Source organism: Caballeronia novacaledonica, from assembly GCF_900258035.1.
Lineage (GTDB): Bacteria > Pseudomonadota > Gammaproteobacteria > Burkholderiales > Burkholderiaceae > Caballeronia > Caballeronia novacaledonica.
Genome location: NZ_OGTP01000003.1, coordinates 173,221 through 196,368, shown reverse-complemented (window position 1 = coordinate 196,368; position 23,148 = coordinate 173,221). Strand labels below are relative to the sequence as shown.

24 protein-coding genes are annotated in these 23,148 nt (G+C 59.6%); 13 read left to right on the top strand and 11 right to left on the bottom strand.

Going from position 1 to position 23,148, the window contains the following annotated elements:
- Window positions 1–75 precede the first annotated feature (75 nt).
- From NOV72_RS07060 to NOV72_RS07040, 5 genes are all read left to right on the top strand, one after another.
- Entirely contained in the window at window positions 76–1,035 is a 960-nt protein-coding gene (locus tag NOV72_RS07060; RefSeq protein ID WP_106854052.1) for a PDR/VanB family oxidoreductase, read from the top strand.
- A gap of 54 nt (window positions 1,036–1,089) precedes the next feature.
- On the top strand, window positions 1,090–1,869 hold the full coding sequence (locus tag NOV72_RS07055; protein ID WP_106853883.1) for a VOC family protein: 780 nt from the start codon (window positions 1,090–1,092) through the stop codon (window positions 1,867–1,869).
- A gap of 8 nt (window positions 1,870–1,877) precedes the next feature.
- Window positions 1,878–2,840: an NHL repeat-containing protein gene (locus NOV72_RS07050; RefSeq protein ID WP_106853882.1), complete on the top strand. Its 963-nt coding sequence runs from the start codon at window positions 1,878–1,880 to the stop codon at window positions 2,838–2,840.
- Window positions 2,841–2,865: 25 nt separating this feature from the next.
- Window positions 2,866–3,369, top strand: coding sequence for a peroxiredoxin (locus tag NOV72_RS07045; protein WP_106853881.1), 504 nt, complete (start codon window positions 2,866–2,868; stop codon window positions 3,367–3,369).
- A gap of 77 nt (window positions 3,370–3,446) precedes the next feature.
- Entirely contained in the window at window positions 3,447–4,907 is a 1,461-nt protein-coding gene (locus NOV72_RS07040; protein WP_106853880.1) for an NAD-dependent succinate-semialdehyde dehydrogenase, read from the top strand.
- Window positions 4,908–4,940: 33 nt separating this feature from the next.
- Here the strand turns inward: NOV72_RS07040 and NOV72_RS07035 are convergent, their stop codons facing one another.
- Both NOV72_RS07035 and NOV72_RS07030 read right to left on the bottom strand, forming a co-directional pair.
- On the bottom strand, window positions 4,941–5,375 hold the full coding sequence (locus NOV72_RS07035; RefSeq protein WP_146149950.1) for a MarR family winged helix-turn-helix transcriptional regulator: 435 nt from the start codon (window positions 5,373–5,375) through the stop codon (window positions 4,941–4,943).
- A gap of 136 nt (window positions 5,376–5,511) precedes the next feature.
- Window positions 5,512–6,171 carry a GntR family transcriptional regulator gene (locus NOV72_RS07030; protein ID WP_245932930.1) on the bottom strand — a complete coding sequence of 220 codons (660 nt, stop codon included), beginning with the start codon at window positions 6,169–6,171 and terminating at the stop codon, window positions 5,512–5,514.
- A 95-nt stretch (window positions 6,172–6,266) separates the two neighbouring features.
- Between NOV72_RS07030 and NOV72_RS07025 the strand changes: the two genes are divergently transcribed.
- The 3 genes from NOV72_RS07025 to NOV72_RS07015 all read left to right on the top strand — a co-directional run bounded on the left by NOV72_RS07025 (window position 6,267) and on the right by NOV72_RS07015 (window position 8,949).
- Window positions 6,267–7,490, top strand: coding sequence for an MFS transporter (locus NOV72_RS07025; protein ID WP_106854050.1), 1,224 nt, complete (start codon window positions 6,267–6,269; stop codon window positions 7,488–7,490).
- A gap of 11 nt (window positions 7,491–7,501) precedes the next feature.
- A complete protein-coding gene (locus NOV72_RS07020; protein WP_106853878.1) occupies window positions 7,502–8,104 on the top strand; it encodes a cysteine hydrolase family protein in 603 nt (200 codons plus the stop codon).
- Window positions 8,105–8,322: 218 nt separating this feature from the next.
- Window positions 8,323–8,949 (top strand): tyrosine-type recombinase/integrase, encoded by a 627-nt coding sequence (locus NOV72_RS07015; protein WP_106853877.1) that lies wholly within the window; start codon window positions 8,323–8,325, stop codon window positions 8,947–8,949.
- Window positions 8,950–9,198: 249 nt separating this feature from the next.
- Here NOV72_RS07015 and NOV72_RS07010 read toward each other — a convergent pair whose 3' ends face one another.
- Window positions 9,199–10,671 (bottom strand): DUF1254 domain-containing protein, encoded by a 1,473-nt coding sequence (locus tag NOV72_RS07010; protein ID WP_245932929.1) that lies wholly within the window; start codon window positions 10,669–10,671, stop codon window positions 9,199–9,201.
- Window positions 10,672–10,972: 301 nt separating this feature from the next.
- On the opposite strand from NOV72_RS07010, the gene NOV72_RS07005 reads away from it, so the two are divergent.
- A complete protein-coding gene (locus tag NOV72_RS07005; RefSeq protein WP_106853875.1) occupies window positions 10,973–11,599 on the top strand; it encodes a tyrosine-type recombinase/integrase in 627 nt (208 codons plus the stop codon).
- A gap of 115 nt (window positions 11,600–11,714) precedes the next feature.
- Here NOV72_RS07005 and aroQ read toward each other — a convergent pair whose 3' ends face one another.
- From aroQ to NOV72_RS06975, 6 genes are read right to left on the bottom strand one after another with little or no spacing between them, the layout of a single operon-like run.
- Window positions 11,715–12,158, bottom strand: a complete 444-nt coding sequence (gene aroQ, locus NOV72_RS07000) for a type II 3-dehydroquinate dehydratase (protein WP_106854049.1) — start codon at window positions 12,156–12,158, stop codon at window positions 11,715–11,717.
- Window positions 12,159–12,177: 19 nt separating this feature from the next.
- Entirely contained in the window at window positions 12,178–13,011 is an 834-nt protein-coding gene (gene aroE, locus NOV72_RS06995) for a shikimate dehydrogenase (protein WP_106853874.1), read from the bottom strand.
- Window positions 13,012–13,018: 7 nt separating this feature from the next.
- Window positions 13,019–14,230: a CaiB/BaiF CoA transferase family protein gene (locus NOV72_RS06990; RefSeq protein WP_106853873.1), complete on the bottom strand. Its 1,212-nt coding sequence runs from the start codon at window positions 14,228–14,230 to the stop codon at window positions 13,019–13,021.
- Window positions 14,230–14,688: a MaoC family dehydratase gene (locus NOV72_RS06985; RefSeq protein WP_106853872.1), complete on the bottom strand. Its 459-nt coding sequence runs from the start codon at window positions 14,686–14,688 to the stop codon at window positions 14,230–14,232. The genes NOV72_RS06990 and NOV72_RS06985 overlap by 1 nt, the downstream gene beginning before the upstream one ends.
- A gap of 2 nt (window positions 14,689–14,690) precedes the next feature.
- Window positions 14,691–15,083, bottom strand: coding sequence for a VOC family protein (locus NOV72_RS06980; protein WP_106853871.1), 393 nt, complete (start codon window positions 15,081–15,083; stop codon window positions 14,691–14,693).
- The gene (locus NOV72_RS06975; RefSeq protein WP_106853870.1) at window positions 15,080–16,030 is read right to left on the bottom strand and encodes a ketopantoate reductase family protein; all 951 of its coding nucleotides are present in this window, start codon (window positions 16,028–16,030) and stop codon (window positions 15,080–15,082) included. Before NOV72_RS06975 ends, NOV72_RS06980 begins: the two co-directional genes overlap by 4 nt.
- Window positions 16,031–16,127: 97 nt before the next feature.
- Here NOV72_RS06975 and NOV72_RS06970 point away from each other — a divergent pair, with 97 nt between their 5' ends.
- Window positions 16,128–17,033, top strand: a complete 906-nt coding sequence (locus tag NOV72_RS06970) for a LysR family transcriptional regulator (RefSeq protein WP_106854048.1) — start codon at window positions 16,128–16,130, stop codon at window positions 17,031–17,033.
- An 8-nt stretch (window positions 17,034–17,041) separates the two neighbouring features.
- Here the strand turns inward: NOV72_RS06970 and NOV72_RS06965 are convergent, their stop codons facing one another.
- Entirely contained in the window at window positions 17,042–17,959 is a 918-nt protein-coding gene (locus NOV72_RS06965) for a LysR family transcriptional regulator (RefSeq protein ID WP_181290899.1), read from the bottom strand.
- Window positions 17,960–18,049: 90 nt separating this feature from the next.
- Here NOV72_RS06965 and NOV72_RS06960 point away from each other — a divergent pair, with 90 nt between their 5' ends.
- From NOV72_RS06960 to NOV72_RS06950, 3 genes are read left to right on the top strand one after another with little or no spacing between them, the layout of a single operon-like run.
- On the top strand, window positions 18,050–18,883 hold the full coding sequence (locus NOV72_RS06960) for a shikimate dehydrogenase family protein (protein ID WP_106853868.1): 834 nt from the start codon (window positions 18,050–18,052) through the stop codon (window positions 18,881–18,883).
- A gap of 25 nt (window positions 18,884–18,908) precedes the next feature.
- Entirely contained in the window at window positions 18,909–19,691 is a 783-nt protein-coding gene (locus NOV72_RS06955; protein WP_106853867.1) for a sugar phosphate isomerase/epimerase family protein, read from the top strand.
- Between the two features lie 59 nt (window positions 19,692–19,750).
- Entirely contained in the window at window positions 19,751–21,064 is a 1,314-nt protein-coding gene (locus tag NOV72_RS06950; RefSeq protein ID WP_106853866.1) for an MFS transporter, read from the top strand.
- A 441-nt stretch (window positions 21,065–21,505) separates the two neighbouring features.
- Here NOV72_RS06950 and NOV72_RS06945 read toward each other — a convergent pair whose 3' ends face one another.
- Entirely contained in the window at window positions 21,506–23,095 is a 1,590-nt protein-coding gene (locus NOV72_RS06945) for an inorganic phosphate transporter (RefSeq protein ID WP_106853865.1), read from the bottom strand.
- Window positions 23,096–23,148 lie beyond the last annotated feature (53 nt).

The window sequence follows — 23,148 nt, the reverse complement described above, 5'->3', positions numbered from 1 at the left end:
AGGGACTGCGAGGACTTTTTGATGGGCGAGTCGCGGCAGACGCTTGGGACTCGCCTGATAAATGAGGGGCTTGTTATGTCGGAGCGTGACTTCGAACTTGTGATCACCCGCAAGGATATAGTAGCTGATGGAGTCCATCGTTTGACGTTCGCGCGCCGCGATGGAGCCGATCTTCCGGTCTGGGAACCGGGCGCACACGTGGATCTCCATTTCACTTCCAACGGCGTGGACTACGTGCGGCAATACTCACTGTGCGGGCAGACCACTGACCGACAACACTGGCAAGTCGCTGTGCGCCTCGCGTCGGACGGCCGCGGTGGCTCAGCCCACATCCACGAGGGCGTGGCGGAAGGTGACACGATTCGCGTTTCCTCCCCCCGAAACAACTTTCCGCTGGTCGCCGCAAAGCGCTACCTGTTCATTGCGGGCGGAATCGGCATTACGCCCATTCTCCCGATGCTTACGAACGTCTGCGAAGCAGGAGCGGATTGGCGTCTTTTTTATTGCGGACGTTCGGCGGAGTCGATGGCTTTCATCGATGACGTCGTCGCGATCGGTGGTGATCGGGTGTCGCTGCACGAAAGCGACGCGAGCGGACAGGCGGATTTGAATACGCTGATCGCGCAGGCCGATCCCGACACGGTCCTGTATTGCTGCGGACCCGAACCGATGCTCAATGCCATCGACGATAGTTGCGCGTCGTGGTCGAGCGATCGCGTGCACTACGAGCGTTTCTCGGCGCGAGCGGACGGCTCCATCGATGAGGACACGGAGTTTGAAGTTGAATTCGCGCGCTCCGGAATCGTTGCGACTGTGCCGCCGGGCTGCTCGATCCTGGACAAGGCCGAGGAGCTTGGCGTCGACATCGACTCGTCTTGTCAGGAAGGGGTGTGCGGCTCGTGCGAAACCCGAGTCATTTCAGGCACGCCCGACCATCGGGATTCGGTGCTGAGCCCCAAGGAACGGGCGGCAGGGAAGACGATCATGGTGTGCGTATCTCGATCGTGTTCGTCGCGATTGGTACTGGACGCATAAGTGCGCGTGAAATCAGCGCGATCCACAGAACATTGAATACAGGAGATTTTTGCTATGGCTGATTTGACCACGGAGAAGGCTGCCGCTTCGCGCGCCGAAACGATTCCGGGCCACCGACGTGTCCTGCAGGAAGCGGGGCCGGCAGCGGGCCGGATCTCGGGCATCAATCACCTGGTGTTTTTCACGCATGACATGAATCAGGGTGTGCGGTTCTACCGGGATATCCTCGGGATGAAGGTCGTGCGCACGGTGCGGTTTACTTCCACGGGCGAAGGATTGCGCACCGCCGCTCACCATTCGAGCGGCTCGGCAGTGAAGCCGGCCGATACTTCGGCCGTTGCAGTGAACATTTCGTTGCGGCAGGTGTTCTTCGAAATGGGTAACGGCGAACTGTTTTCGCTTTATGAAGCGCCGGGTGTGTCAGAGCGTCCGCCAGCGCCGGTCAGTTCGGTACTGTGGCCCGCGTCGGTCAAGGAGCGCTGGAGCAAGCCGGTCGAACCGCAGAAGCTGGACCATTTGTCCTTCGATGTACGCTCGCATGCGGACGTCGTGTGGTTCCGCGAGCATCTCCAAGCCAACGGCGTCGACGTGTCCGAGGTCTCCGAGCGGCGCGGCGCAAACAACGCGCATCGGTTCATTTCATCGATTTACTTCGCCGACCCGAGCGGCAACCCGCTCGAAATTTCGTCTTTCGACCCGGCGGATACTGCGTGGCAGTCATACGACTTCTCGGACTGGCTCATGGACGAAAACCCCGTTCCTGCGCTGCTCGAAGGCGCACCGGAGGAAGTTCAGCCGCACGTTCCCAACTGGGTGCACGCGTCCAAGGGGTAACAAGCGTGATGAATTTCGAGCTGGTGGCGGGCTGGGGTGGTCAAACCTGGGAAGAAGACGTCACGGGCGTGGCGGTGGACGCCGAGGATCGCGTGTATGTCCTGCGACGCGGCTCCGATACCGTGACGGTGTTCAGCCCGGACGGCACGGTTCTGAACCGCTGGGGCAACGACTGCTTTTCGACTCGCCCCCATCTGATTTCGGTCGGTGGTGACGGAAGGATCTACGTTGCTGACGACGGTGCTCATCAGGTCTTCGTGTTCGATCGCTCGGGTCGCTTGCTCGAAACGATCGGCAGCGGCGTTCCGGCCGATACCGGTTATGACGCAACAGCGCCAAGTGCCGAGGTCGCGTACGAGCGCCTGGAAGGTGGTCCGCCGTTCAACAGGCCGACTAAGGTCGCCGCCGCGGCCGATGGAGAGTTGTTCGTCAGCGATGGCTATCGGAATTGCAGGATTCATCGCTTTTCGGTCGATCGTCGACAGGTCTGTTCGTGGGGTGGCCCGGGATCGGATCCCGGCTGCTTCGTAATCCCGCACAGCGTGATGCTCGACGACTCGGGTCGGGTCTTCGTGTGCGATCGGGAGAACGACCGCACCCAGATCTTCGCGCGCGACGGTCAACTGGTCGGGACATGGACGAACGTCCAGAGGCCAACAGACCTGGCTTTCGGCCGGAACGGCTTGGTCTACGTGACCGAGCTTCCCCGAGGCCCCAAGGATTTGAAGTCGTGGCGACTCGGTCGAGCGCAGAGCGAAATGGCAGGGCGAGTCACGGTCCGCACGTCCGACGGAGCCATCGTGACAGCGATCGATTGTCCAGGCGTTGAATTCCCGGCACCTCACGCAATCGCGGTGGACTCAACGGGAGCCGTCTACGTGTCGGAAGTGCCGGAGTCGTTCGCAAACTACACCGGAAGACCGCTTCGTCGTCATCGTTGCCTGCGTAAGTTCATGCCGACGCAGCGGTAGAGCATCTCTCAAGGAAGAAAGGAAGATGACAAAGGAAGGTGATCTGTTGCCCGACGCGAGGCTGTTCGAGTTTATCGATGAGGCCTCTGAAGGGTGTGCTGTCGGTCCACAATCGTTCTCGACGCGGGAGAGAACCGCGGGAAAGCGCGTGGTGATATTCGGCGTGCCCGGTGCGTTCACGCCGACATGCTCGGCGAAGCATGCGCCGAGCTACGTCGCGACGTCTTCGGAACTCGTCGAAGCTGGCATCGATGAAATCTGGTGTGTATCTGTCAACGATGCTTTTGTGATGAGCGCGTGGGGGCGGGACCTCCGCGCAACGAGCAAGGTCAACATGATCGCTGACGGCTGTGCTCACTTTGCTGAAGCAATCGGGCTGACTCAGGATTTGACCGAGCGCGGAATGGGCGTACGTTCGCAGCGCTTCGCGATGATCGTGGAGGATGGCGTGATCAGAACGCTGAAGGTAGACGCACCCGGAAAATACGAAGTCACCGATCCCGATACGATTCTCGCCGCCCTGCGCTGATTCGATTGACCGCGCTCGCCAGGCTGTAGAGCGCCGTCGCACCCACCCTAAGTACCCTAAGTACTCGAGCAAGCAATATGACCCTGACAAACCGACTCAAGGATCCGACGCTGCTGCGTCACGCGGCCTTCATCAATGGCGAATGGCAGGACGCGGAAAGCGGAGCGACGTTCGAAGTGCATGATCCGTCTAATGGGGACTTGCTGGGCCGCGTGCCGCGTATGGGCGCGAGCGAGACACGTCGCGCCATCGATGCCGCCAATGCCGCCTGGCAGGGATGGCGATCGAAGACAGCGAAAGAGCGCGCCGTCATCCTCAGACGGTGGTTCGATGCGATTGTCGAGAACACCGACGACCTTGCGTTGATTCTTACGACGGAGCAAGGCAAGCCACTCGCCGAAGCAAAAGGCGAGATCGCCTATGCCGCATCCTTTATCGAGTGGTTTGCGGAAGAAGGAAAGCGTGTCGCCGGAGACACGCTGGCGACTCCCGTAGCGGATAAGCGCCTCCTGGTGACTAAGGAGCCGATAGGGGTGTGCGCCGCCATTACCCCGTGGAACTTTCCAGCCGCGATGATCACGCGAAAGGTCGGTCCCGCCCTGGCGGCTGGATGTCCGATTGTCGTCAAGCCTGCTGAAGCGACGCCGTTCACTGCGTTGGCACTGGCCGTTCTGGCGGAACGTGCTGGGCTACCGAAGGGCGTGCTGAATATTCTTACGGGCGACCCAAAAGAGATCGGTGCCGAGCTGACCCGTAATCCGGTCGTGCGCAAACTATCGTTCACAGGGTCAACCGCGATTGGACGCCTGCTCATGGCGCAGTGCGCGCCAACGGTCAAGAAGGTGACACTGGAATTGGGCGGTAATGCGCCGTTCATCGTGTTTGACGACGCCGACATCGACGCGGCAGTGCAGGGTGCGATTGCCTCGAAATACCGCAACAGCGGCCAGACCTGCGTCTGCACGAACCGGTTCTATGTGCACGAAAGCGTCTACGACAGCTTTGCGCAGAAGCTGTCCGAAGCTGTGAGCAACCTGAAGATTGGTCGCGGAACCGACGAGGGTGTCATGCTCGGGCCGCTTATCAACGAGGCTGCCGTCTCAAAAGTGAAGGAGCACATTGCCGACGCGGTGTCGTTGGGTGCCCGCGTTTCGACGGGCGGCAAGCGGCACGGGCTTGGCCACGGCTTCTTCGAACCGACAGTGCTGACGGGCGTCACTTCGGAAATGAAGGTGGCGAAGGAGGAAACTTTCGGGCCACTCGCGCCGCTCTTCAAGTTCGCATCAGATGATGAGGTCGTGCGAATGGCGAACGACACGGAATTCGGGCTTGCCGCGTATTTCTACAGCCGTGACGTTGCGCGCGTCTACCGCGTGGCCGAAGCCCTGGAGTACGGCATGGTTGGCGTCAATACCGGCTTGCTCTCAAACGAGGTTGCTCCGTTCGGCGGTGTCAAGCAATCGGGTCTTGGCAGGGAAGGGTCACACTACGGGATCGATGACTACGTCGTGATCAAGTACGTGTGCTTGCAGGTCTGACAATCCGCGCATATCGGACGACGGACGCGCAGTCTATTCGCGCGTCTCGATGATCCTCTTGATCAGCGACAAGCCTTTCTGAAGCTCCTGACGTTCGTCTTCCGACAGCTTCTCGACAATCACGGCGTTCAACCAATCTTCCCGCACCGCGAATATATTCTCGAGGGTCTTGCTGCCTTTCTTTGTCAGTTGGATGATGGTCGCTCGACCATCAGTCGGATGAGGCTTGCGGCCGACTAATCCCGCTTTCTCCAATGCCTGCACCGTGAGCGACATCGACTGAGGCCGGACGCGCTCGGCTATAGCCAGATCGTTCGTGCTCATGGCTCCCTGACGCTGCAGATGACCCAATACGGTGAGTTGCGAAAGCGGAGGACCCGACTCGACCCGAATCAGTCTTGCTCCTCGTCCTAATGTCTCGCGAAGATCGAAGGCGAGCTCCGCAACAGAATCTCGATTTTTCAGCATAGTTCGTAAGACTTCTCGCTGCACGACCTGGTTTCTGATTGTCTGCGCCAAATGGATCAGACGCTGGAATTTAGCATACGGTGTAGTACGCAAGAACGGACTGCGACCAGCGCCGCCTATTCCGATCGACCTATGCCTACGAAATGACGATTCCACGGGCACGCAGGCTTCGTCGGCCTGCTGTTAATGCTTCGAGTAATCGGTCCCTGGCCGCACTGATGTGGCTTCTGGTGAGCTCGATCGCCTTGTCGACCTGGCCTTTTTGAAGCGCGCGCAAGACCGCACGATGTTCGGCCGTGCCGGGAAGTGAGGCGTCGTTCTCGATCCAGCGAACACGAAGCAGGCGCGTCATGCAATCGGCAATGCCTCGGGTCACGAATTCGTTCTTTGCGAGGCTCCCGATCCTGAGATGAAACTGGCGGGCCGCAAAATCGCACTCCTCAGGCGTTGAGTCCTTTGTGACAGCGTCGAGTATCGCTTCGATCTCAGCAAGCTCAGCGGCACTCGCTGTCAGGCCACCGATCTGAAGGGCTGCCACCTCCAGAATCTCCCGGTAGATGAAGAGCTGCTTGACTTCCTCCAGATCGATTGGCGGGATGATCCAGCCACGCCCATTGCGACTCACTAACCCCTCGCCCTCGAGTCGGAGAAGCGCTGTGCGCACCGATGTTCGCGAAATCTGGAACTGGGTCTCCAATCCGCGTTCGGTCAGGCGCTCACCCGGACCGATGTCCATGTCCAGGATCATTCGTCGAAGCTGCTCTTCGACCAACTGGGTCTGCGTCGTCAACTGCACATCTCCGGTATCAACCGTTAATCATCATAAGCCACATTGGTACACCAAAAAAGTATACCATGTCGGTGTGTATCTTCGTCTTAAGCATCAAGTATATGGATTCTTCCAACGACAGCTACTGGCAACGCAATCTAGCGATCTGTCTGTTCGGGTCGTTTGCGACCGTCTTCGCGATGACTCTGGTGTTGCCGTTCTTGCCGCTTTACGTCGGAGAACTCGGCGTGAGGGGCCATGCTGCCATCGTGCAGTGGTCAGGGATCGCTTTCGGTGCCAATTTTCTGGCCGCAGGTCTAATCGCGCCGCTTTGGGGTCATCTGGGAGATCGATTCGGTCGTAAGCCCATGCTCGTGCGCGCCAGCCTCGGCATGGCTCTGACCATGCCGCTCATGGGTATGTCGACGAACATCTGGCAATTCGTGGGGTTACGGCTGTTAGCGGGGATCGCGGGAGGATACTCGTCGGGTGCGACGATTCTCATCGCCGTTCAGACACCGAAGCACAGAGTAGGATGGGCGCTCGGTGTGCTCGCGTCTGGCGTGATGGCCGGCAATCTCCTTGGTCCTCTTGCCGGTGGCTCGCTACCGTCATTGATCGGAATAAGGGCCACTTTTTGGTTTTCAGGGGCGCTGATCCTCATCGCCTTCCTGGCGACCGTGCTGTACCTTCGCGAGGAGCCAGGCAAGTTTCGGGTCGCCAAAGAGCAGCGCAGTGGCGGCTGGTCACAGGTTCAGAACAAGTCGATCGTGCTTGCCATGCTCGGCACCGGCTTGCTGCTGATGATCGCGAACATGTCGATCGAGCCGATCATCACCGTCTACGTCGCGACGCTGGTCGACCATCCCGCTCGCGTTACGTTGTTTTCCGGATTCGTGATGTCTACCGCGGCGCTCGGTAGCATCGTTTCGGCGTCCCGCCTCGGAAGAATTGCAGATCGCGTCGGGCACACGAAGGTGATCATCATTGCGCTGACGACCGCTGGAGTCTTGCTTATACCGCAGGCATTAGTTACGAGCGCGTGGCAGCTTATCGTGTTGCGTTTTCTAATGGGCCTTTCGCTTGGCAGCCTGCTCCCCTGCATAGCGGCGGTTATTCGGCACAATGTGCCAGAAAACTTCGTCGGGACGGCGATGGGCTATTCGCTGTCGTCGCAATTCAGCGGGCAAGTTCTCGGACCACTCATTGGTGGGTTTATCGGTGGCCAGATCGGCATGCGTGCCGTTTTCGTTGGGACCAGCATCTTGCTGCTGTCGGGTGCCGCCATCAACAGAAGGATAGGCGTGTTGCCGGCCGCTCCCAAATCTATATCCCTCAAAAACTGAGCCTACTCTTCATGTCTGACGTGCTCTCTATCGATCCAAAAAAGTCCGCCTTGTTGTTGATGGACTTTCAAAATTCTGTTCTCGACAATTTCGTTGCGCGGGATGCCGCGGACCAAGCGATAAGCAATGCATCAACGCTTCTTGAGGCTTCTCGTGCGGCGTCCATGCTGACGGTCCACGTCAACGTCGGTTTCCGACCCGGCTACCCTGAGATTAGCTCACGGAATAAGCTATTCACGATGCTTAAGGGAAGTGGCCTGATTGCGCCCGGCAGCGAGGCAACGAAGATTCACTCGAAGCTCGCGCCTCTCGAGACTGAGCCGGTCGTGGTGAAGCATCGAATCGGAGCTTTCAGCGGGACTGACCTTGAGCGCATTCTTCGAGCGCAAGACATCGATACCCTTATTCTGGCCGGCGTCACAACGTCTGGCGTAGTGCTTTCGACGGCAAGACAAGCGTTCGATCTCGACTTCAACCTTGTCGTTGCCGGCGATGCTTGCGTGGATTCAGAGGAGCAAGTCCACGCGGTTCTGCTTGAAAGGGTGATTTCGCAGCATGCGTTGATCGCATCGAGCGCCCAACTGGAAGCTGCTCTGAGTGACGAGGCAGAGTAGGGCGCTGATCAGAACTCGGCTACGCAGTCATAGTTCGTCGGCGCCTTCGCGCGATCGCACGGCAGTTCGGTAGTCCGGCTGTGCCTGGACGCGAATGACACTTGTTTGCCTGCATGCGGCCCTTGCAAGAGCACGCGTATCAGTGGCCGAATTGGGTCGAAGATTGCCCATTCCGCAAAGCGCACAATCGATCTCCCTTCGTTGAAGAGGAGATTGTCATGGAAACGCTTAATTCGTCTGACGCTCGTCGGGTGCCGTGGAATAAGGGAAGGCTAACCGGCCAGAAGCCTCCGCTGAAGCTCCGGGAAATCTGGGCGATCCGAACTAGGCTACAGATGTCGTCCAACGCACGCGAGTTGGCGATGTTCAATCTTGCGATCGACAGTAAGCTTCGAGCGTGCGATTTGACGCGCCTGCAAGTGCAGGACGTCTACATGGGAGGCCATGTCGTAGCTCGCGCGACTTTCATGCAGCAGAAAACCCATCGACCAGTGCAGTTCGAAATCACGGAGCAGACTCGTCAAAGTGTCTCTGTCTGGATTTCGGCGCGGGGATTGAAGCCTGCCGACTATTTGTTTCCAAGTCGACTGCATGCCTCAGCGCACGTGTCGACGCGCCAGTATGCGCGCATCGTTCATCGTTGGGTCGCGTCGATCGGGCTCGATGACACCGCGTACGGGACGCACACCATGCGACGAACGAAAGCGTCGTTGATCTATCGACGCACCAAGAACTTGCGCGCAGTTCAATTACTCTTGGGCCATACAAAAATCGAAAGCACCGTGCGATACCTCGGGATCGAGGTAGACGATGCTCTCGAAATGGCTGAGCAAACCGAAGTGTGACCGCCGGTGGCCGGTGAGCGAGCGCTTGCCGGCCATCAACAGCCGGTCGCCTCCGAGCCGGATTGGACATTCGCATGTCCGATGTGCCAGAACTAGCGGGCGACCTCCGACGGTCGCCGGACCGCGTCCCCGACTGTTTCCTCCGCTCACCGCACGAGCGCACAGGGTGGTTCCACGGCAGCCTGCCTAGGTGCAGGCTTCCTTAAGTGGCCCTCAATTGCCGCGGCGGTTGTTTTCAAGCCAGACAGATCAGGGAACACGCTTCAGTTCCGGGATCTGCCATTTCCCGCTCAGGATGTCGTCGCTCGGTTGATACATACGGAGAATCACGTAAAAGCCGCCTTCGGGCGCCGGTAGCCAGTTTGCCGCCGCATCTCCAGTCGGTTTGGTGTGTTGGATAGGGATCGTCACAGAGCCGTCTGCCGCTTTGACAAGACCTTGCGTGTCGGAGCCGACCTTATAACGCTTGATCTCGTTGGGCACCAGCATCTTGTCGCCAGCGTTGTACATGGTGATCGACCAGAATGCGTTGACCGGTGGAAGCGAATCGAACTTGATCACATACTTGTTGGCCCCGTCCAGAGCTTTGCCGTCGCTGTCCGAGTAGCGGATGGGATACATCGCTTCTTTCTCGCCGTTGCCGCCGAGGTAAGGGCCCGCAACTACAGCGCGCAGCGGGTAGTTGTAGCCAAAGCTGTCCAGTCCCGTAACCCAGTCCCAGCCATTGCGCTTGCTGGAGGTGCTCGCAAGTGAAGCGACGGCCACCGCGGGCGCATCGGCAAGCCCGCGCACCATGCCTTTGCGTACTGCGGGATCAAGCTTGGAAGGATCAAGCCCTTGCTTCGTCAAGCCAATACGCGCGAACTGGGCGAACAAGGCCTGATCGGCCGGCTTGATCGGGTTGAGCTTGACTGCCTCGCCCAGATGCACGAAAAAGCCGAGTTCATCGCCATCGATGGCAGGCAATGGCTCAAGAGACGCTTTCGGTGGTACGTAGTTCGTTTTGTTGATCGCACTCAGGGGCACGAGCTTGAACTGCTTTTGCAGGGCCGCCAGATGGGCCGGGGACTCGCCAGGCAGGACCCGCAGGCGCCCCCAGAGCCACACTTTATTGGTGCTGACGTCCAACCTCTTGACGCCCGTCGGCAGCGTGCCCTTCCAACCCGGCGGTACGAGCGCGTAACGCCCGGCCTTCGTACCCGTGGTGCGACGGCCAATATAGTGTTCGAGTTCCTGATACATATCGAATACGTCAACAACGTAATATCGGTCGTGCGTGTCGGGCACCGTAAAAATCCATGGCTCATCGAGCTTCACCACCGCACTCATGTAGTACGTGTCATTGTTCGCGGTCGGCATATCTTTCGCATCGGGCGATGCCAACTCGGTGGCCCAACCGATCGTGTCCAGCGGTGCGCGATAGCTGGTGGGCGGCTTCGGCGAAGGTACGTCGGTGTACTCGCGCATTGTTCGCTCCATGCGAACGAGCGGATAGCCCCAGATATAAGCCGAAACCGCCAGTTGATAGCCGTCGGTCTCCAGACCTTTGGCGACCACGTCGGGCGTCCCCGGCGTCGTCAACAGGGCATCGGGGAATGACGCCGCCAGTGCGTCTGACTGCCCCGCCAGCAAGGTGGAAAGCATGGCCGTCGTGAAAAGTGCCAACGGTACAGAGGCGAATTTCGATGTGCCTGACGAGAAGGGTCGGATATCACGCATCATTAATTCCCTGAGTATGTGTAGGAACATCAAACCTTCAGAGCATCTGACAAGCCGAGCTATTTGACATTAAGGTTGGGTCGGAGGCAAGGGAAATGCCCATTGGGGCAATGGCATCGCCAGCACGCGAGGAGGTCGCTGTCGAATATAGCGACTCACGTTTCGGACAACTTTAGGGGATGACTCTTCCGAATCTCCAATCAGCCGTTGGATTTGCGGTGGGTGATCGTCTCATAGGGGTTGAAACAGCGACCGCTTCCCCAGCGCGCAAAATCAATCTCCCTTCATTAAAGAGGAGGTTGTCATGAAAACGCTTAATTCCTCGGACGCACGCCGGGTGGCTTGGAACAAGGGAAGGCTGACCGGTCAGAAGTCACCATTGAAGCTCCGTGAGATCTGGGCAATTCGGACGAGGCTCCAGATGTCGTCCAACGCTCGTGAATTGGCGCTGTTCAACCTTGCAATCGACAGCAAGCTTCGGGGGTGCGATCTGACGAGACTGCAAGTACAGGACGTCTATATGGGAGGTCATGTCGTAGCTCGCGCGACTTTCATGCAGCAAAAAACGCATAGACCAGTGCAGTTTGAAATCACGGAGCAGACTCGTCAAAGTGTCTCCGCCTGGATTTCCGCGCGGGGATTGAAGCCTGCCGACTATTTGTTTCCAAGTCGGCTGCACACCTCGGCGCACGTCTCGACCCGCCAGTATGCGCGCATCGTTCATCGTTGGGTCGCGTCGATCGGACTCGATGACACTGCGTATGGCACGCACACGATGCGACGCACGAAAGCGTCTTTGATCTATCGACGCACCAAGAACCTGCGCGCGGTCCAACTGTTGTTGGGCCATACAAAAATTGAAAGCACCGTGCGATACCTCGGGATCGAGGTAGACGATGCACTCGAGATGGCCGAGCAGACGGAAATCTAATAGCCGGCGGCCGGCGAGCGTGCGCTTGCCGGCCAATTAAGGACATACAATCAGTACCGGCGACCAGCATCTCGATGGCTGCTTCGCTCTCGCGAGCAGCCATTGCTGTTTTCCTTCACTTTTGTTTGGTCTGAGCGACCGCCGCCCGCAAGGCGAGCAGATAGCTTTCCACCCCGAATCCGCAGATCTGCCCCTGGACCACTTCCGCAAGCACGGAATAATGTCGAAAAGGCTCCCGCGCGTGGATGTTCGACATGTGCAACTCCACGACCGGGCAGGTGAGAATCGCCAGCGCGTCGCGGATGCCATAGCTATAGTGAGTCCACGCGCCGGCGTTGATCAGCACGGCGTCACAGCGTTCCTCGAAGGCCTGGTGAATGCGCTCGCACATCGCCCCTTCGCTGTTCGTCTGGAACGATTCCACCTGTACGCCGATTTCAGCGCCAAGAGCCTGCAAACGACCGTCAATTTCAGCCAGCGTGATCGTTCCGTACTGCATTGGATCGCGCTTGCCGAACATGTTGTGGTTAATACCGTGAAGCATCAGGACCTTTTTCATTCGTCTCTCCATTGCACAATCAATCGAGCGGCACCGTGAGGCGGTCGATCACCGCTCGCGTCGCCGGGCGCACGCCGCGCCACCAGTCGAAGGCTTCCGCCGCCTGTTCCACCAGCATCCCCACGCCATCCGCGATGCCGCGCACGCCGGCATTGCGCGCGAGCCGAAGAAAAGGTGTCAAGCGCTTTCCGTAAGCGAGTTCGTAGGCCGTGCCTTCAGGACTGAACACGCTCGGAGGAACGGGCGGCAGGTCGCCCGTGAGACTGGCCGACGTCGCGTTGACCACGAGATCGAAGCGTCCCATGGCCTCCAGATCGCCATATCCGCAGGTGGAAATCGGACCGCGCCCGCTCACTTGGGCTGCGAGCGCACGGCCTTTGGCGATGTCACGATTCGCGAGGACCAACTCGGCCGGCCGCGCGGCGAGGAACGGCAGCAGCGCTCCGCGCACGGCACCGCCCGCGCCGAGTACCAAAACGCGCTTGCCGGCCATCGGCAGGCCGAGATTCACCTCGATATCGCGCACGAGTCCGATGCCGTCAAAATTCTCGGCGATGATCCGGCCGTCCTCGAACTTCAGGGCATTGACGGCTCCCGCAAGCTCCGCTCGTTCGCTGCGCTTGTCGGCCATGGCGAATGCCTTCAGCTTGAACGGAGCAGTGACGTTCATTCCCTTGCCGCCTGCGTCAGCGAACGCGCGCACGGTGTCGGCGAAGGCCTGCTCGGGTTCCAGCGGGCCTTCGATGGCCGTATAAGCCATATCCTGCTGCGTCTCCTCGGCAAAGAGCCCGTGAATCAGGGGAGACTTGGTGTGTCCGATCGGATTGCCGATCACCGCGTATTGGTCCGTCATCGTGTCCTCACTTCGAAAAAAGAACGCCATCGGTCTGCATGGCGTCGATCTCGGCAGGCATGAAGCCCAGCAACTGCGCCACTTCCGCGTTGTGCTGACCGAGGTCCGGCCCGACTTCACGAATCGTCGTGTCGCAGTTGGAAAAGCGGAACGGCAGGTTCGGTAGGCGCAGCGTCCCGAAGCGCGGGTGCTGCTGTTCAACGACCATGCCGCGCGCGATGATCTGCGGATCGGCCAGCACTTCGTCGATACGTTGAACTTTCGCGGAAGGCACATCGACGCTGTCCAGCAGTTCGAGCACCTGCGCAACGGGCCGCGCGGCCACCCAGGGCTTCACCACTGAAAGAATCTCAACGCGATTGGCGTTGCGGCCGTTGAGGTTGTGGAAGCGGGTGTCGGTGCCGAAGCCCGCCGGTCCGCCGTTCGCCTCGACAAGCGCGGCGAAACGCTTCCACGCGTCGTCCACTTGCGCCGCGATGACGAGATCACCGTCGGCGGCGCGAAACACGCCATAAAGGGTCGACGTGGGCATGTCGTGACCCGTCTGTTCGGGCAGGATGCCTTGCATCGTGTAACACTGCACTGCGTACTCGTGCATCGACACGAGCGTGTCATAGAGCGCCATGTCGATGTGCTGGCCCCGGCCGCTCGTCACGCGACCGAGCAGCGCGGCGTTGATCGCGGCAACCGCGTGGATGCCGGTGTACATGTCGCCGAGTGAGATGCGCATCAGCGGCGGCGGCGAACCGGGCTCGCCGATCATCTGCATGATGCCGCTCTTCGCTTCGGCGATCAGGCCGAAGCCTGCGCGATGCGCGTCTGGCCCGGTATGTCCATACGCCGAGATCGAGCAATAGACGAGGCGAGGATTGCGCGCCGACAGCGCTTCGTATCCGAGGCCGAGCTTGTCCAGCGCGCCCGGTCGATAGTTCTCGATGAACACGTCGGCCGAATCGCACAGGCGCTGCATGAACTCCTTGCCGCGCGGATCCTTCATGTTGACGCTTACGCCTCGCTTGCCCATGTTGAGCTGCAGGAAATAGGCGCTTTGCTGGTCATCGAGCACGGTGGCGTGCTGCCGGCCGGCATCGCCGCTGCCAGGACGCTCGACCTTGATGACCTCCGCGCCGAGCGCCGCGAGGCAGCGTCCAACATAGGGACCGGCAAGGAAATGGCTGTAGTCGACGACGCGAATACCTTCGAGAGGACGGGCTTGCATCAGAACGCTCCCGGACGGCGCGGCACCATCAGGCGATGCTCGCCGCGCTGGACGACCTGGCCGTCCTGGTTAGCCAGCTCGGACGGCAACACAACGATGCCCCAGTCCGGACGACTTTTGCTCGCGCGCATCGCGCCCACGCGGAACTTCACATGCAGCACATCGTTGACCTTGATCGGCAGCAGGAAGTCCCACGTCCACCCGAGCGACATGCCCGGCAAGAAGCGATATTCGCTTTGCGTCTTGAGCCCGTCCGCGATCGACAGTCCAAACAGGCCGTGCGCGACGATCGAACCGAAGTGGCTGGCGTTGGCATAGGCTTCGTCAACATGAACGGGCGTGTGGTCGCCCGTGAGGTCGGCATAAGCCAGGATGCGTTCCTTAGTGACCGTGTAGGTCGGGCTCAGGCATTCGTCGCCTTCGCGGGCGTCGTCCCAATATTTCTCGATGATCGTCATGGTCACGCCTCCGAGCGTGGATTGATCGCCAGCGCCTGCGTGACGCATGCAGCGGGTTTCGCCTGAATCAGTTCGACCGCAAGGCCATCTGGCAGACGCAGCCAGTTGCGTCCCTGCGGCATTTCAGTAACGCCGAACGCTTGCGCTACAGTAAGCGCGGCTTCGAGGTTTTCGCACATCACGCCCAGATGGGCGAGCCGGCCTTCAGGGCCTTCGTAACTCGAATCGCCGATGAATTGCAGTCCACCAAGCGTCCAGTACTGACGCGGTGCTTCGACGGTGCCGTCGACTTCGCGCATGGTCATGCCGAGCACTTCTTCGAAGAAGCGAATGTGCCAGTGGATGTCCTTCACCCAAATCGCGACGTGTTCCAGATACGCTTTGGTGCCGCTCATGCTGTCGCTCCCTCTCGTTGCTGGTCCATCATGGCGCGCTCGATGCCCTTGATGCATGCGACCAGCGTCGAGTTGACCGGTGTCGGCACGCCGAGCCGTTCGCCCCAGCGCACGACCGCCCCATTGATGAAGTCGATCTCCGTGACCGAAGCCTTCTCCAGGCTCTGCAGCATCGAGGTCTTGAACGCGGGTGAAAGCCCTTCGGCTGCCAGATTCCACGCCTGCTCGGCATCCGTCATGGACAGTTTGATGCCGGCCGCCTTCGCGGCAGCCATCGCCTCGGACACGGCGGCCAGCGCGGTCGCTTTGAGAATCGGCTCTTCGTAGAGTTGGCCGTAGGTGAGACGCGTGATGCCAGTCAGTGCGCCTGTCGCGACGTTGATCAGCAACTTGTCCCACATCGTGCCGAGGATGTTGTCGCTGACCCGGGTTTCCAGGCCCGACGCGTTGAATTCTTTCGCGATCGCCTGCGCCCGGCTCGTGATCTGGCCGTCCAGTTCTCCGATATACGTGAGTTTTCCACTCACGCCGCGCTGGATATGGCCCGGCCCCCGAAGCACGCCTCCGACGTACGTCTTGCCGGCCAGCACGCGTTCACGGCCTACGATTTCGGCGAGCACATCTTCGTGCCCGAGGCCGTTCTGCAACGAGAGCACGAGCGTATCCGGCCCGATCAGATCCAGCGCGCCGCGCATGGCCGAATCCGTGTGAAAGGATTTCACCAGGACGACGACCAGGTCCACGGCGCCGACTTCAGCGGCTTGCGTCGCCGCGCGGACCTTGACGCGCAGGGAACCGTTGGCATCGTCGACTTGCAGGCCGCCGCGGCGCATCGCCTCGACGTGTGCCGGCGAGCGGTCAATCAGCCAGGTCTCGTGGCCGCCTTCAGTCAGTGTGGAACCGATGGCGCAGCCCAGCGCGCCTGCCCCCAGAATTGCGATCTTCATTGGCGTCTCCAGATGTGTTGACGCAACGATAGAAGTCGCCGCTCATCGTGGCAATGCAATGGTTACAATGACCTCATTATCAAACGTAATAATGGTCATGATCCCCGCCGAACTGCCCGACCTGAAGCTGTTGCAGCTTTTTGACCTCCTGTACGACACCCGCAGCGTCACCCGTGTGGCGGAGCAGCTCGGACAAAGCCAGCCGACGATCAGCATCTGGCTCGGACGTCTGCGTGAATTCCTGCAGGATCCTTTGTTCATCCGCACGCCTGGCGGCATGGCGCCCACGCCGCAAGCCGACGCGCTGATCGGGCCATGCCGCGAGATTCTCGAATCGCTGCGACGCTTCGCTGCGTGGGAGATCGCGTTCGATCCCGCTACCGCGAAGCGCCGGTTTCGCATCTGCATGACGGATGCGAGCCACGTCACGCTACTTCCCCGAATGCTGGCGCACATTCGGGCGCAGGCGCCAGGCATTCGTCTGGAGGTGGCGAGGATCGATGGCAACACGGAACGGGCGCTCGAATCAGGGGAGGCGGACCTGGCAATCGGCCATGTGCCGTGGCTCAGCGGCAGCATTTACCAGCAGCAGTTGTACACGCAGGACTGGGTGTGCCTGACCAACCGGCATCATCCTCGCGTGCGCTCCAAGCTTGGGTTGAAGCAATACCGCACAGAAGGACATGTCGCCATCACAGCGGGGACGGGCGCCCAACTACTGGAACAGGCGCTTTTGCGCGAACAGATTCAACGGGACGTTGTGCTGGAATTGCCCGGATTTCTCGGGCTGGGCGCGATCATCCAGACGACCGACCTGATTGCCACGCTGCCGCGCCACATTGGCCAGACGCTTGCGCAGGTCAACGATCTGTCGGTCCATCCGTGCCCCGTTCCAGTGGAGGGCTTTGCCGTACGGCAGCACTGGCATGCCAGGTACCACCACGAAGCTGGCAATCGCTGGCTGCGGGAGACGGTAGCGCAGTTATTCAGCAGCGTGCGCTGAGGCCTCGGTCACGGTTTCCACAATGCAAACTCGCCGTCCGCGAGCTCCTGTTTGAGAAAGTCGATACAGACGCGCACCTTTGCCGACTGCGCGGCGCGTGCTGCGGACATCGCCCATACGTCCGCGGGTTGCTCCCATGCAGGCAGTACGCGCTCGAGGAGGCCTTCAGTGAGTGCGTGAGCCACATACGACTGCCCGACCATCACGATACCGTGACCATCGCGCGCCCAGCGCAAAACGACGTCGCTGTGATTCGAGGCGAGCGGACCCGTGACCTTGACCGTACTCCAGCCGCCCGGGCCGAGCAGACGCCAGACACCGAAGGGCTCGTCCCGCTCCCGAAAGACAAGGCAGTCGTGCTGCGCGAGTTCGTCGACGCTCCTCGGCCGGCCGTGCGTTTCGAGATAGGCGGACGCTGCGCACAGCACGCGTGGACTAACGGCGATGTGATGCGCGATCAGTCCCGGCTCCTGTACCGCGCCCACGCGGATGTCGAGATCGAAACCCTCGTCGACGAGATTGACGCGACGGTCAACCAGTTCCAGCCAGATTTCGAGTTCGGGATAGCGCTTCTTCATCAGCGACACGATTGGCGCGATGTGACTGCGCCCGAGACGCTGACTCGAACTGATGCGCAGCGATCCCCTAGGATTTACCCGCAGGCTGGACAGGTCGTCACGCATCGCATCGACATCCTGCAGGATCGCGCGTGCCCAGCGGTTCACCGTTTCGCCATCAGTCGTGAGCGACACACGGCGTGTCGTGCGGTGCAGCAACTTCACCCCGAGCGTCTTTTCCAGCAAGGCTATGCGCTTGCTGACGTGCGTCTGCGAATTGCCGAACTCGTGCGCGGCCGCCACGAAACTAAGCCGGCGCGCGACTTCGCAGAACAGGCGGAGATCGCCCAACATCGGTTCATTAAGCATGATCTGGTGATTATGGTGTGCCGGATCGAATAATAATAGTCTGAATTGATGATAGTAACCTTCGATCATGCTTTGATAACGGAGACGAGCATGATCAATGGCAATACCGGGCTCATCGCCCACATCGGCTATCCGACCCACGCCTTCAAGTCGCCGATGATCTACAACCCTTACTTCGAACACGCCGGTGTGAACGCCGTCGTCGTACCGATGGGCTGTAAACCCGAGCATTTCCCGACCTTCCTGAAGTCGATCTTTTCTCTCGAAAACACTCGTGGCGCGCTTGTCACGATGCCGCACAAGGTGACGACCGTTGGCCTGCTCGACGACGCTTCGCCCACCGTGAAGATCGCTGGATCGTGCAACGCAGTGCGGCGCGCGGATGACGGACGACTCATCGGCGACATGTTCGACGGCGAAGGCTTCGTGCGGGGCGTGCGACGCAAGGGTTGCAAGCTCGAAGGCGCGCGGGTGCTGGTCGTCGGCTGCGGCGGCGTGGGGTCGGCGATTGCCGCATCGCTGGCCGCAGCAGGCGTGGCTTGGCTCAGTCTTTTCGATGCGCGGACCGAAACGGCGTTGGGGCTGAAAGAGCGTCTCACGGCCCATTACCCGAGGCTCGAAGTCACGACGGGCAGCAACGACCCGGCGGGTTACGACCTTGTCGTGAATGCAACGCCGATGGGCATGAACGACGGCGATCCGTTACCGGTCGATGTTGAGCGCATCGCGCCGGACACCTTCGTCGGAGAAGTCGTGATGAAGACGGAAATGACGGCGTTTCTCAAGGCCGTGCAGGCGCGCGGCTGCCGTTTCCAGGTCGGCTCCGACATGCTGTTCGAGCAGATTCCCGCTTACCTCGAGTTCTTCGGCTTTCCGACAACCACGCCGGAAGTGCTGCGCTCGGTCGCGAAACTGAGCTACTGAACTCATCGAAAACCAAGGAGACGATATGACGAAGACCCCTCAATTCGGCTGGTGTGGGCCCCTGCAGAACGCTGCATTGATGAAAGAAGCTGGGCTCGACTACATCGAGGCGCAGCTTGTGCCGATGAAGCTCGAAGACGATGCAGCGTTCGACGAGGCCAAGGCACGCGTCAGTGATTTGCCGTTGCCCGCGCTTGCGTTCAGTTATCTCTTTCCCCACGATGCGCGCATCGTCGGACCGGAGAAGGATGAGCGCCGCAATCGCGCCTATTTCGATCGTGTGGTGGAACTGCTGGCGCAGGCCCGAGCGCGCGTCGTCGTGCTCGGCAGCGGCTGGACGCGCAACATTCCGGAAGGCTGGACTCAGGCTCAGGCTGAAGACGAATTTCTGACGACGCTCGCTTGGTGCGCCGACGCCTTGCAGGGCAGCGGCACGACGCTGGTGATCGAGCCATTGAATCGCAAGGAGTCGAATCTGGTGAACAGCGTCGCCGATGGAGCGCGGCTGGCAAAAACGCTGAATCGGAAAGAGGTGCGCGGCCTCGCGGATTTCTACCACATGGACGAAGAAGCCGAGTCACTTGATGAATTGCGCGAGCACTGCGCATGGCTCGCGCACATCCATCTCGCCGACAGTGGCCGGCTGAATCCAGGCACGGGTTCGTACGACTACCCGACGTTTCTCGGGCATCTCAAAGCATGCGGTTATCAGGGCCTGCTCAGTGCCGAATGCGGTTTCAAAGGTGAACCGTTGGCGTCGATGCGCGAGAGCGTGGCATTCCTGCGCGCGGCGTGGAACGCCGCATAAGGTTTGCCAATTCAACAAGGTTCGCGGCACGCGGACCGACCTCACTGGAGGAGACAATCATGGAAGTCGCCATCAATGGCACGACGGCTGCCGACCGCGCCGTCCGAAAGTCGACCAAACGCCTCATACCCTTTCTGCTTCTGATGTACGTGCTGGCATTTCTGGACCGCGCCAATGTGGGTTTCGCGAAACAGGCCTTGCACGACGTCGTCGGCATTTCCGATGCGGCGTTCGCGTTTGGCGCCAGCATCTTTTTCATTGCGTATGTCCTGCTCGAGATCCCGAGCAATCTAGCTATGCACAAAGTGGGCGCGCGCGTCTGGATGTGCCGGATTATGGTGACATGGGGTCTCGTGTCGGCAGCGACCATGTTCGTGCAGGGTTCGACAAGCTTCTACACGTTGCGTTTCATTCTGGGGGCGTGCGAAGCGGGCTTCTTTCCCGGCGTGATTCTGTACCTGACCTACTGGTTTCCGGATCGCACCCGCGCAAAGGTCATGGGTCTTTTCTACTTCGGCGCGCCGCTCGCGTTTATGTTTGGTTCGCCGCTGTCCGGTTATCTGCTGCGTTTCGACGGTGTGCTTGGATTGCACGGCTATCAGTGGATGTTCATGCTTGAAGGACTTGCGGCGACTGCTGTCGGCGTATGGGCCTACTTCTATCTCGATGACAAGCCGGCCGACGCCAGCTGGCTCGATTCCGATGAAAAACGCGAGCTGCTTGCTGTGCTCGAGGCGGAGCAATCGTCGAAGATTTCACACGGCCCTCACGGCGCTGGGTCCGCACTCTCCGATCGGACCGTGCTGTACTTCGGCCTGATCTTCTTTCTCATCCAGATGGGCGTGTCGGTGGTCGTGTTCTACCTTCCGACCTTCGTGGGCAAGCTGCTCGGTACTGGACCGAATGCGCTCGTGGGATTTGTGGTTGCGATTCCCTGGACATGCGCGCTCATCGCGACCTTTGCCGTGCCGAGATGGGCGGCACGCGGAAACAGATTGATTAGCTTTGGCTGCGCGAGCCTGCTTGTCGCCGCACTATCGATGTTCGTCTCGGCAGGTGCGTCTCCGCTGGTGTCCATGATCGCGTTGTGCCTCGCGGTAGCAGGCCTGTGGGCCGTCCAGCCAATCTTCTGGTCGATGCTTACAAACTACCTCGGCGGCATGGCGGTTGTCTCCGGCGTCGCGATGGTCAACACGATCGGCAACATCGGCAACTTCGTCTCTCCGAACGTGAAGGCGTGGGCCGACGCGAGCTTCGGATCTGGCGTTGCCGGACTGATCCTGCTAAGCGGTGTTGTCGTACTCGCGGCACTGCTATTTATCGGTGCGCGGCGTTCTTCACAACCGGTAGGTGTTAAGGCGCTCCGCACGTGAAGCGATGGAACGACGCGGCGGCGAGTATCGGACATGATACGTAATTGGCCCGGTGCTTTTGTCGTCGCGTTCTCGCATCCGGCAAGGCTCTATCGATCAAGTCCACTCCTGTAACGGGCGACCGTGCTGCATCCTCGCCCGGTCAATCGTCCGCAGTACCCTTGGAAGCCGTCATCGAAAGGAGCGTAGGCTGGACGGCTGAATTGGGTCGAATTTGTATATTCGACTTTTGAGGAGGAAGCGTTCGATGGGGTGGCGCCGTGAAGGATCGTTGTCCGGACGACAGCCGTCCCAGCGTGCATCAATGAACGTCGGCTAAAGCCGAAGCGAAATTGTCGGCCATCGGATACGCTTCACGGCTTTCGGCTTGCGAGGCATACGTGCTCCTTTTCGTACATGTCATGCCTCGAACACGAAATTTATGAGAGGCTGCTACGAGTCTCAGAAAACGAACCTAAATAGCCAGTAGAGCGCGGCGGCCAGCGCGATCGACGCCGGCAAGGTGAGGACCCATGCGAGCACAAGGTTGCGGACGGTGTCCCACTGCAGCCCTGAACCATTCGCGGCCATTGTTCCTGCGACACCAGACGACAGCACATGAGTTGTAGAAACAGGCAAGCCATACATGTCTGCGGCACCAATCGTCAACATCGCAACAAGCTCAGCCGAGGCACCCTGACCGTAGGTTAGATGCTGCTTGCCGATCTTTTCGCCTACGGTAACGACGATGCGCTTCCAGCCCACCATTGTCCCGAGTCCCAGCGCAATCGCAACCGCCACCTTGACCCATGTCGGGATGAACTTGGTGGCATGGTCAGTTTGCTTTTTGAAGTTATCGATAGTCTTGAGGTCTGCGTCAGAGAAAGCAGGCCGCTTGGCTTTCTCCATCAAGCGGATAGCTTCCGAGGCGACATACATGTTATTCCGGACATTGTCGACGCTGTCTTTTGGAACATTGGCGAGCGATCCGCCCGATGCGTCGACCTCCCGGCCTATCAAAGCGATCAACTGCTGAAGCGCCGGGATGGTAGCTGGGGTAAGCTGGTGCGTTTGCACGTATAGCTCGACGTCCTGACGCGGATTTGCCGACGACGCAGCGCCGTTCGAATATCGGGCAATAGCCGCGGATGCATCGCGAGCGACGGAAACGAACGTCTGCGTTTCTTCGGTCGTGACAGCTTTGTTAAGCGCATAGGCAGTTGGAACAGTCCCGATCAGAATGAGCATAATGAGTCCCATGCCTTTCTGACCATCGTTCGACCCATGGGCAAACGATACCCCCGTGCAGGTCAAGATAAGAAGGCTACGGATCCAGAATGGCGGGGGCGTGTTTCCTGATGGTGCGGTGTAAAGCGCCGGGATCTTTACGACTGCCTTGAGGATAAGAAGCAGAAGGCCTGCCGCCAGAAATCCTATGATGGGGGAGAAGAGCAGCGATTTGCCGACACCAAGTGCTTGCCCCCAATCAACGCCACTGGTCCCGCTGGGACCGTGCATCATCTGATTCATCAGCCCCACGCCGATAATGGAGCCGATAAGTGTGTGGGAACTGGAGGAAGGTAAGCCGAAATACCATGTGCCGAGATTCCAGATGATTGCCGCGATGAGTAGTGCGAATACCATCGCGAAACCTCCGCTGCTACCCACCTGCAAGATCAACTCGACCGGCAAGAGCTGCAAGATACCGAAGGCGACCGCGCCACTCGAGGTAAGCACGCCCAGAAAGTTCCACGCGCCTGACCAAATTACGGCGAAGTTTGGTGCAAGCGAGTGTGTGTAGATCACAGTCGCGACTGCATTTGCGGTGTCGTGAAATCCATTTACGAACTCGAAGCCGAGGGCGATCAGCAGCGCGATTGCAAGTAACAGGTAGGGAAGCGCAGAGCCTCGCTGGAGCGGTTGAAGATCACCTACGAGATGAATGATGACGTAGAGCAGGCCGACTGCGATGACGACCAAGAAAACAATCAAACTTAACAGTCGATTTCTGCCGTTTGTTGTATCGACTTGTGGAAAAGAAAGTTCTGGCATGGCGCAATCCCGTGTGATCCTGCTTCCAAACAGACTAGTTCATGACACGTAAA

Bases quoted from the DNA above. Each gene is read 5' to 3' on its own strand.
- NOV72_RS07020 (WP_106853878.1), top strand. From the start codon at position 7,502: ATGTCTGACGTGCTCTCTATCGATCCAAAAAAGTCCGCCTTGTTGTTG.
- NOV72_RS07055 (WP_106853883.1), top strand. From the start codon at position 1,090: ATGGCTGATTTGACCACGGAGAAGGCTGCCGCTTCGCGCGCCGAAACG.
- NOV72_RS07060 (WP_106854052.1), top strand. From the start codon at position 76: ATGTCGGAGCGTGACTTCGAACTTGTGATCACCCGCAAGGATATAGTA.
- NOV72_RS07015 (WP_106853877.1), top strand. From the start codon at position 8,323: ATGGAAACGCTTAATTCGTCTGACGCTCGTCGGGTGCCGTGGAATAAG.
- NOV72_RS07045 (WP_106853881.1), top strand. From the start codon at position 2,866: ATGACAAAGGAAGGTGATCTGTTGCCCGACGCGAGGCTGTTCGAGTTT.
- NOV72_RS06955 (WP_106853867.1), top strand. From the start codon at position 18,909: ATGACGAAGACCCCTCAATTCGGCTGGTGTGGGCCCCTGCAGAACGCT.
- NOV72_RS07040 (WP_106853880.1), top strand. From the start codon at position 3,447: ATGACCCTGACAAACCGACTCAAGGATCCGACGCTGCTGCGTCACGCG.
- NOV72_RS07005 (WP_106853875.1), top strand. From the start codon at position 10,973: ATGAAAACGCTTAATTCCTCGGACGCACGCCGGGTGGCTTGGAACAAG.
- NOV72_RS06980 (WP_106853871.1), bottom strand. From the start codon at position 15,083: ATGAGCGGCACCAAAGCGTATCTGGAACACGTCGCGATTTGGGTGAAG.
- NOV72_RS07010 (WP_245932929.1), bottom strand. From the start codon at position 10,671: ATGATGCGTGATATCCGACCCTTCTCGTCAGGCACATCGAAATTCGCC.
- NOV72_RS06970 (WP_106854048.1), top strand. From the start codon at position 16,128: ATGATCCCCGCCGAACTGCCCGACCTGAAGCTGTTGCAGCTTTTTGAC.
- aroE (WP_106853874.1), bottom strand. From the start codon at position 13,011: ATGACGGACCAATACGCGGTGATCGGCAATCCGATCGGACACACCAAG.
- NOV72_RS06965 (WP_181290899.1), bottom strand. From the start codon at position 17,959: ATGCTTAATGAACCGATGTTGGGCGATCTCCGCCTGTTCTGCGAAGTC.
- NOV72_RS07035 (WP_146149950.1), bottom strand. From the start codon at position 5,375: ATGCTGAAAAATCGAGATTCTGTTGCGGAGCTCGCCTTCGATCTTCGC.
- NOV72_RS07025 (WP_106854050.1), top strand. From the start codon at position 6,267: ATGGATTCTTCCAACGACAGCTACTGGCAACGCAATCTAGCGATCTGT.
- NOV72_RS07050 (WP_106853882.1), top strand. From the start codon at position 1,878: ATGAATTTCGAGCTGGTGGCGGGCTGGGGTGGTCAAACCTGGGAAGAA.
- NOV72_RS06960 (WP_106853868.1), top strand. From the start codon at position 18,050: ATGATCAATGGCAATACCGGGCTCATCGCCCACATCGGCTATCCGACC.
- NOV72_RS06990 (WP_106853873.1), bottom strand. From the start codon at position 14,230: ATGCAAGCCCGTCCTCTCGAAGGTATTCGCGTCGTCGACTACAGCCAT.
- aroQ (WP_106854049.1), bottom strand. From the start codon at position 12,158: ATGAAAAAGGTCCTGATGCTTCACGGTATTAACCACAACATGTTCGGC.
- NOV72_RS06975 (WP_106853870.1), bottom strand. From the start codon at position 16,030: ATGAAGATCGCAATTCTGGGGGCAGGCGCGCTGGGCTGCGCCATCGGT.
- NOV72_RS06945 (WP_106853865.1), bottom strand. From the start codon at position 23,095: ATGCCAGAACTTTCTTTTCCACAAGTCGATACAACAAACGGCAGAAAT.
- NOV72_RS06950 (WP_106853866.1), top strand. From the start codon at position 19,751: ATGGAAGTCGCCATCAATGGCACGACGGCTGCCGACCGCGCCGTCCGA.
- NOV72_RS06985 (WP_106853872.1), bottom strand. From the start codon at position 14,688: ATGACGATCATCGAGAAATATTGGGACGACGCCCGCGAAGGCGACGAA.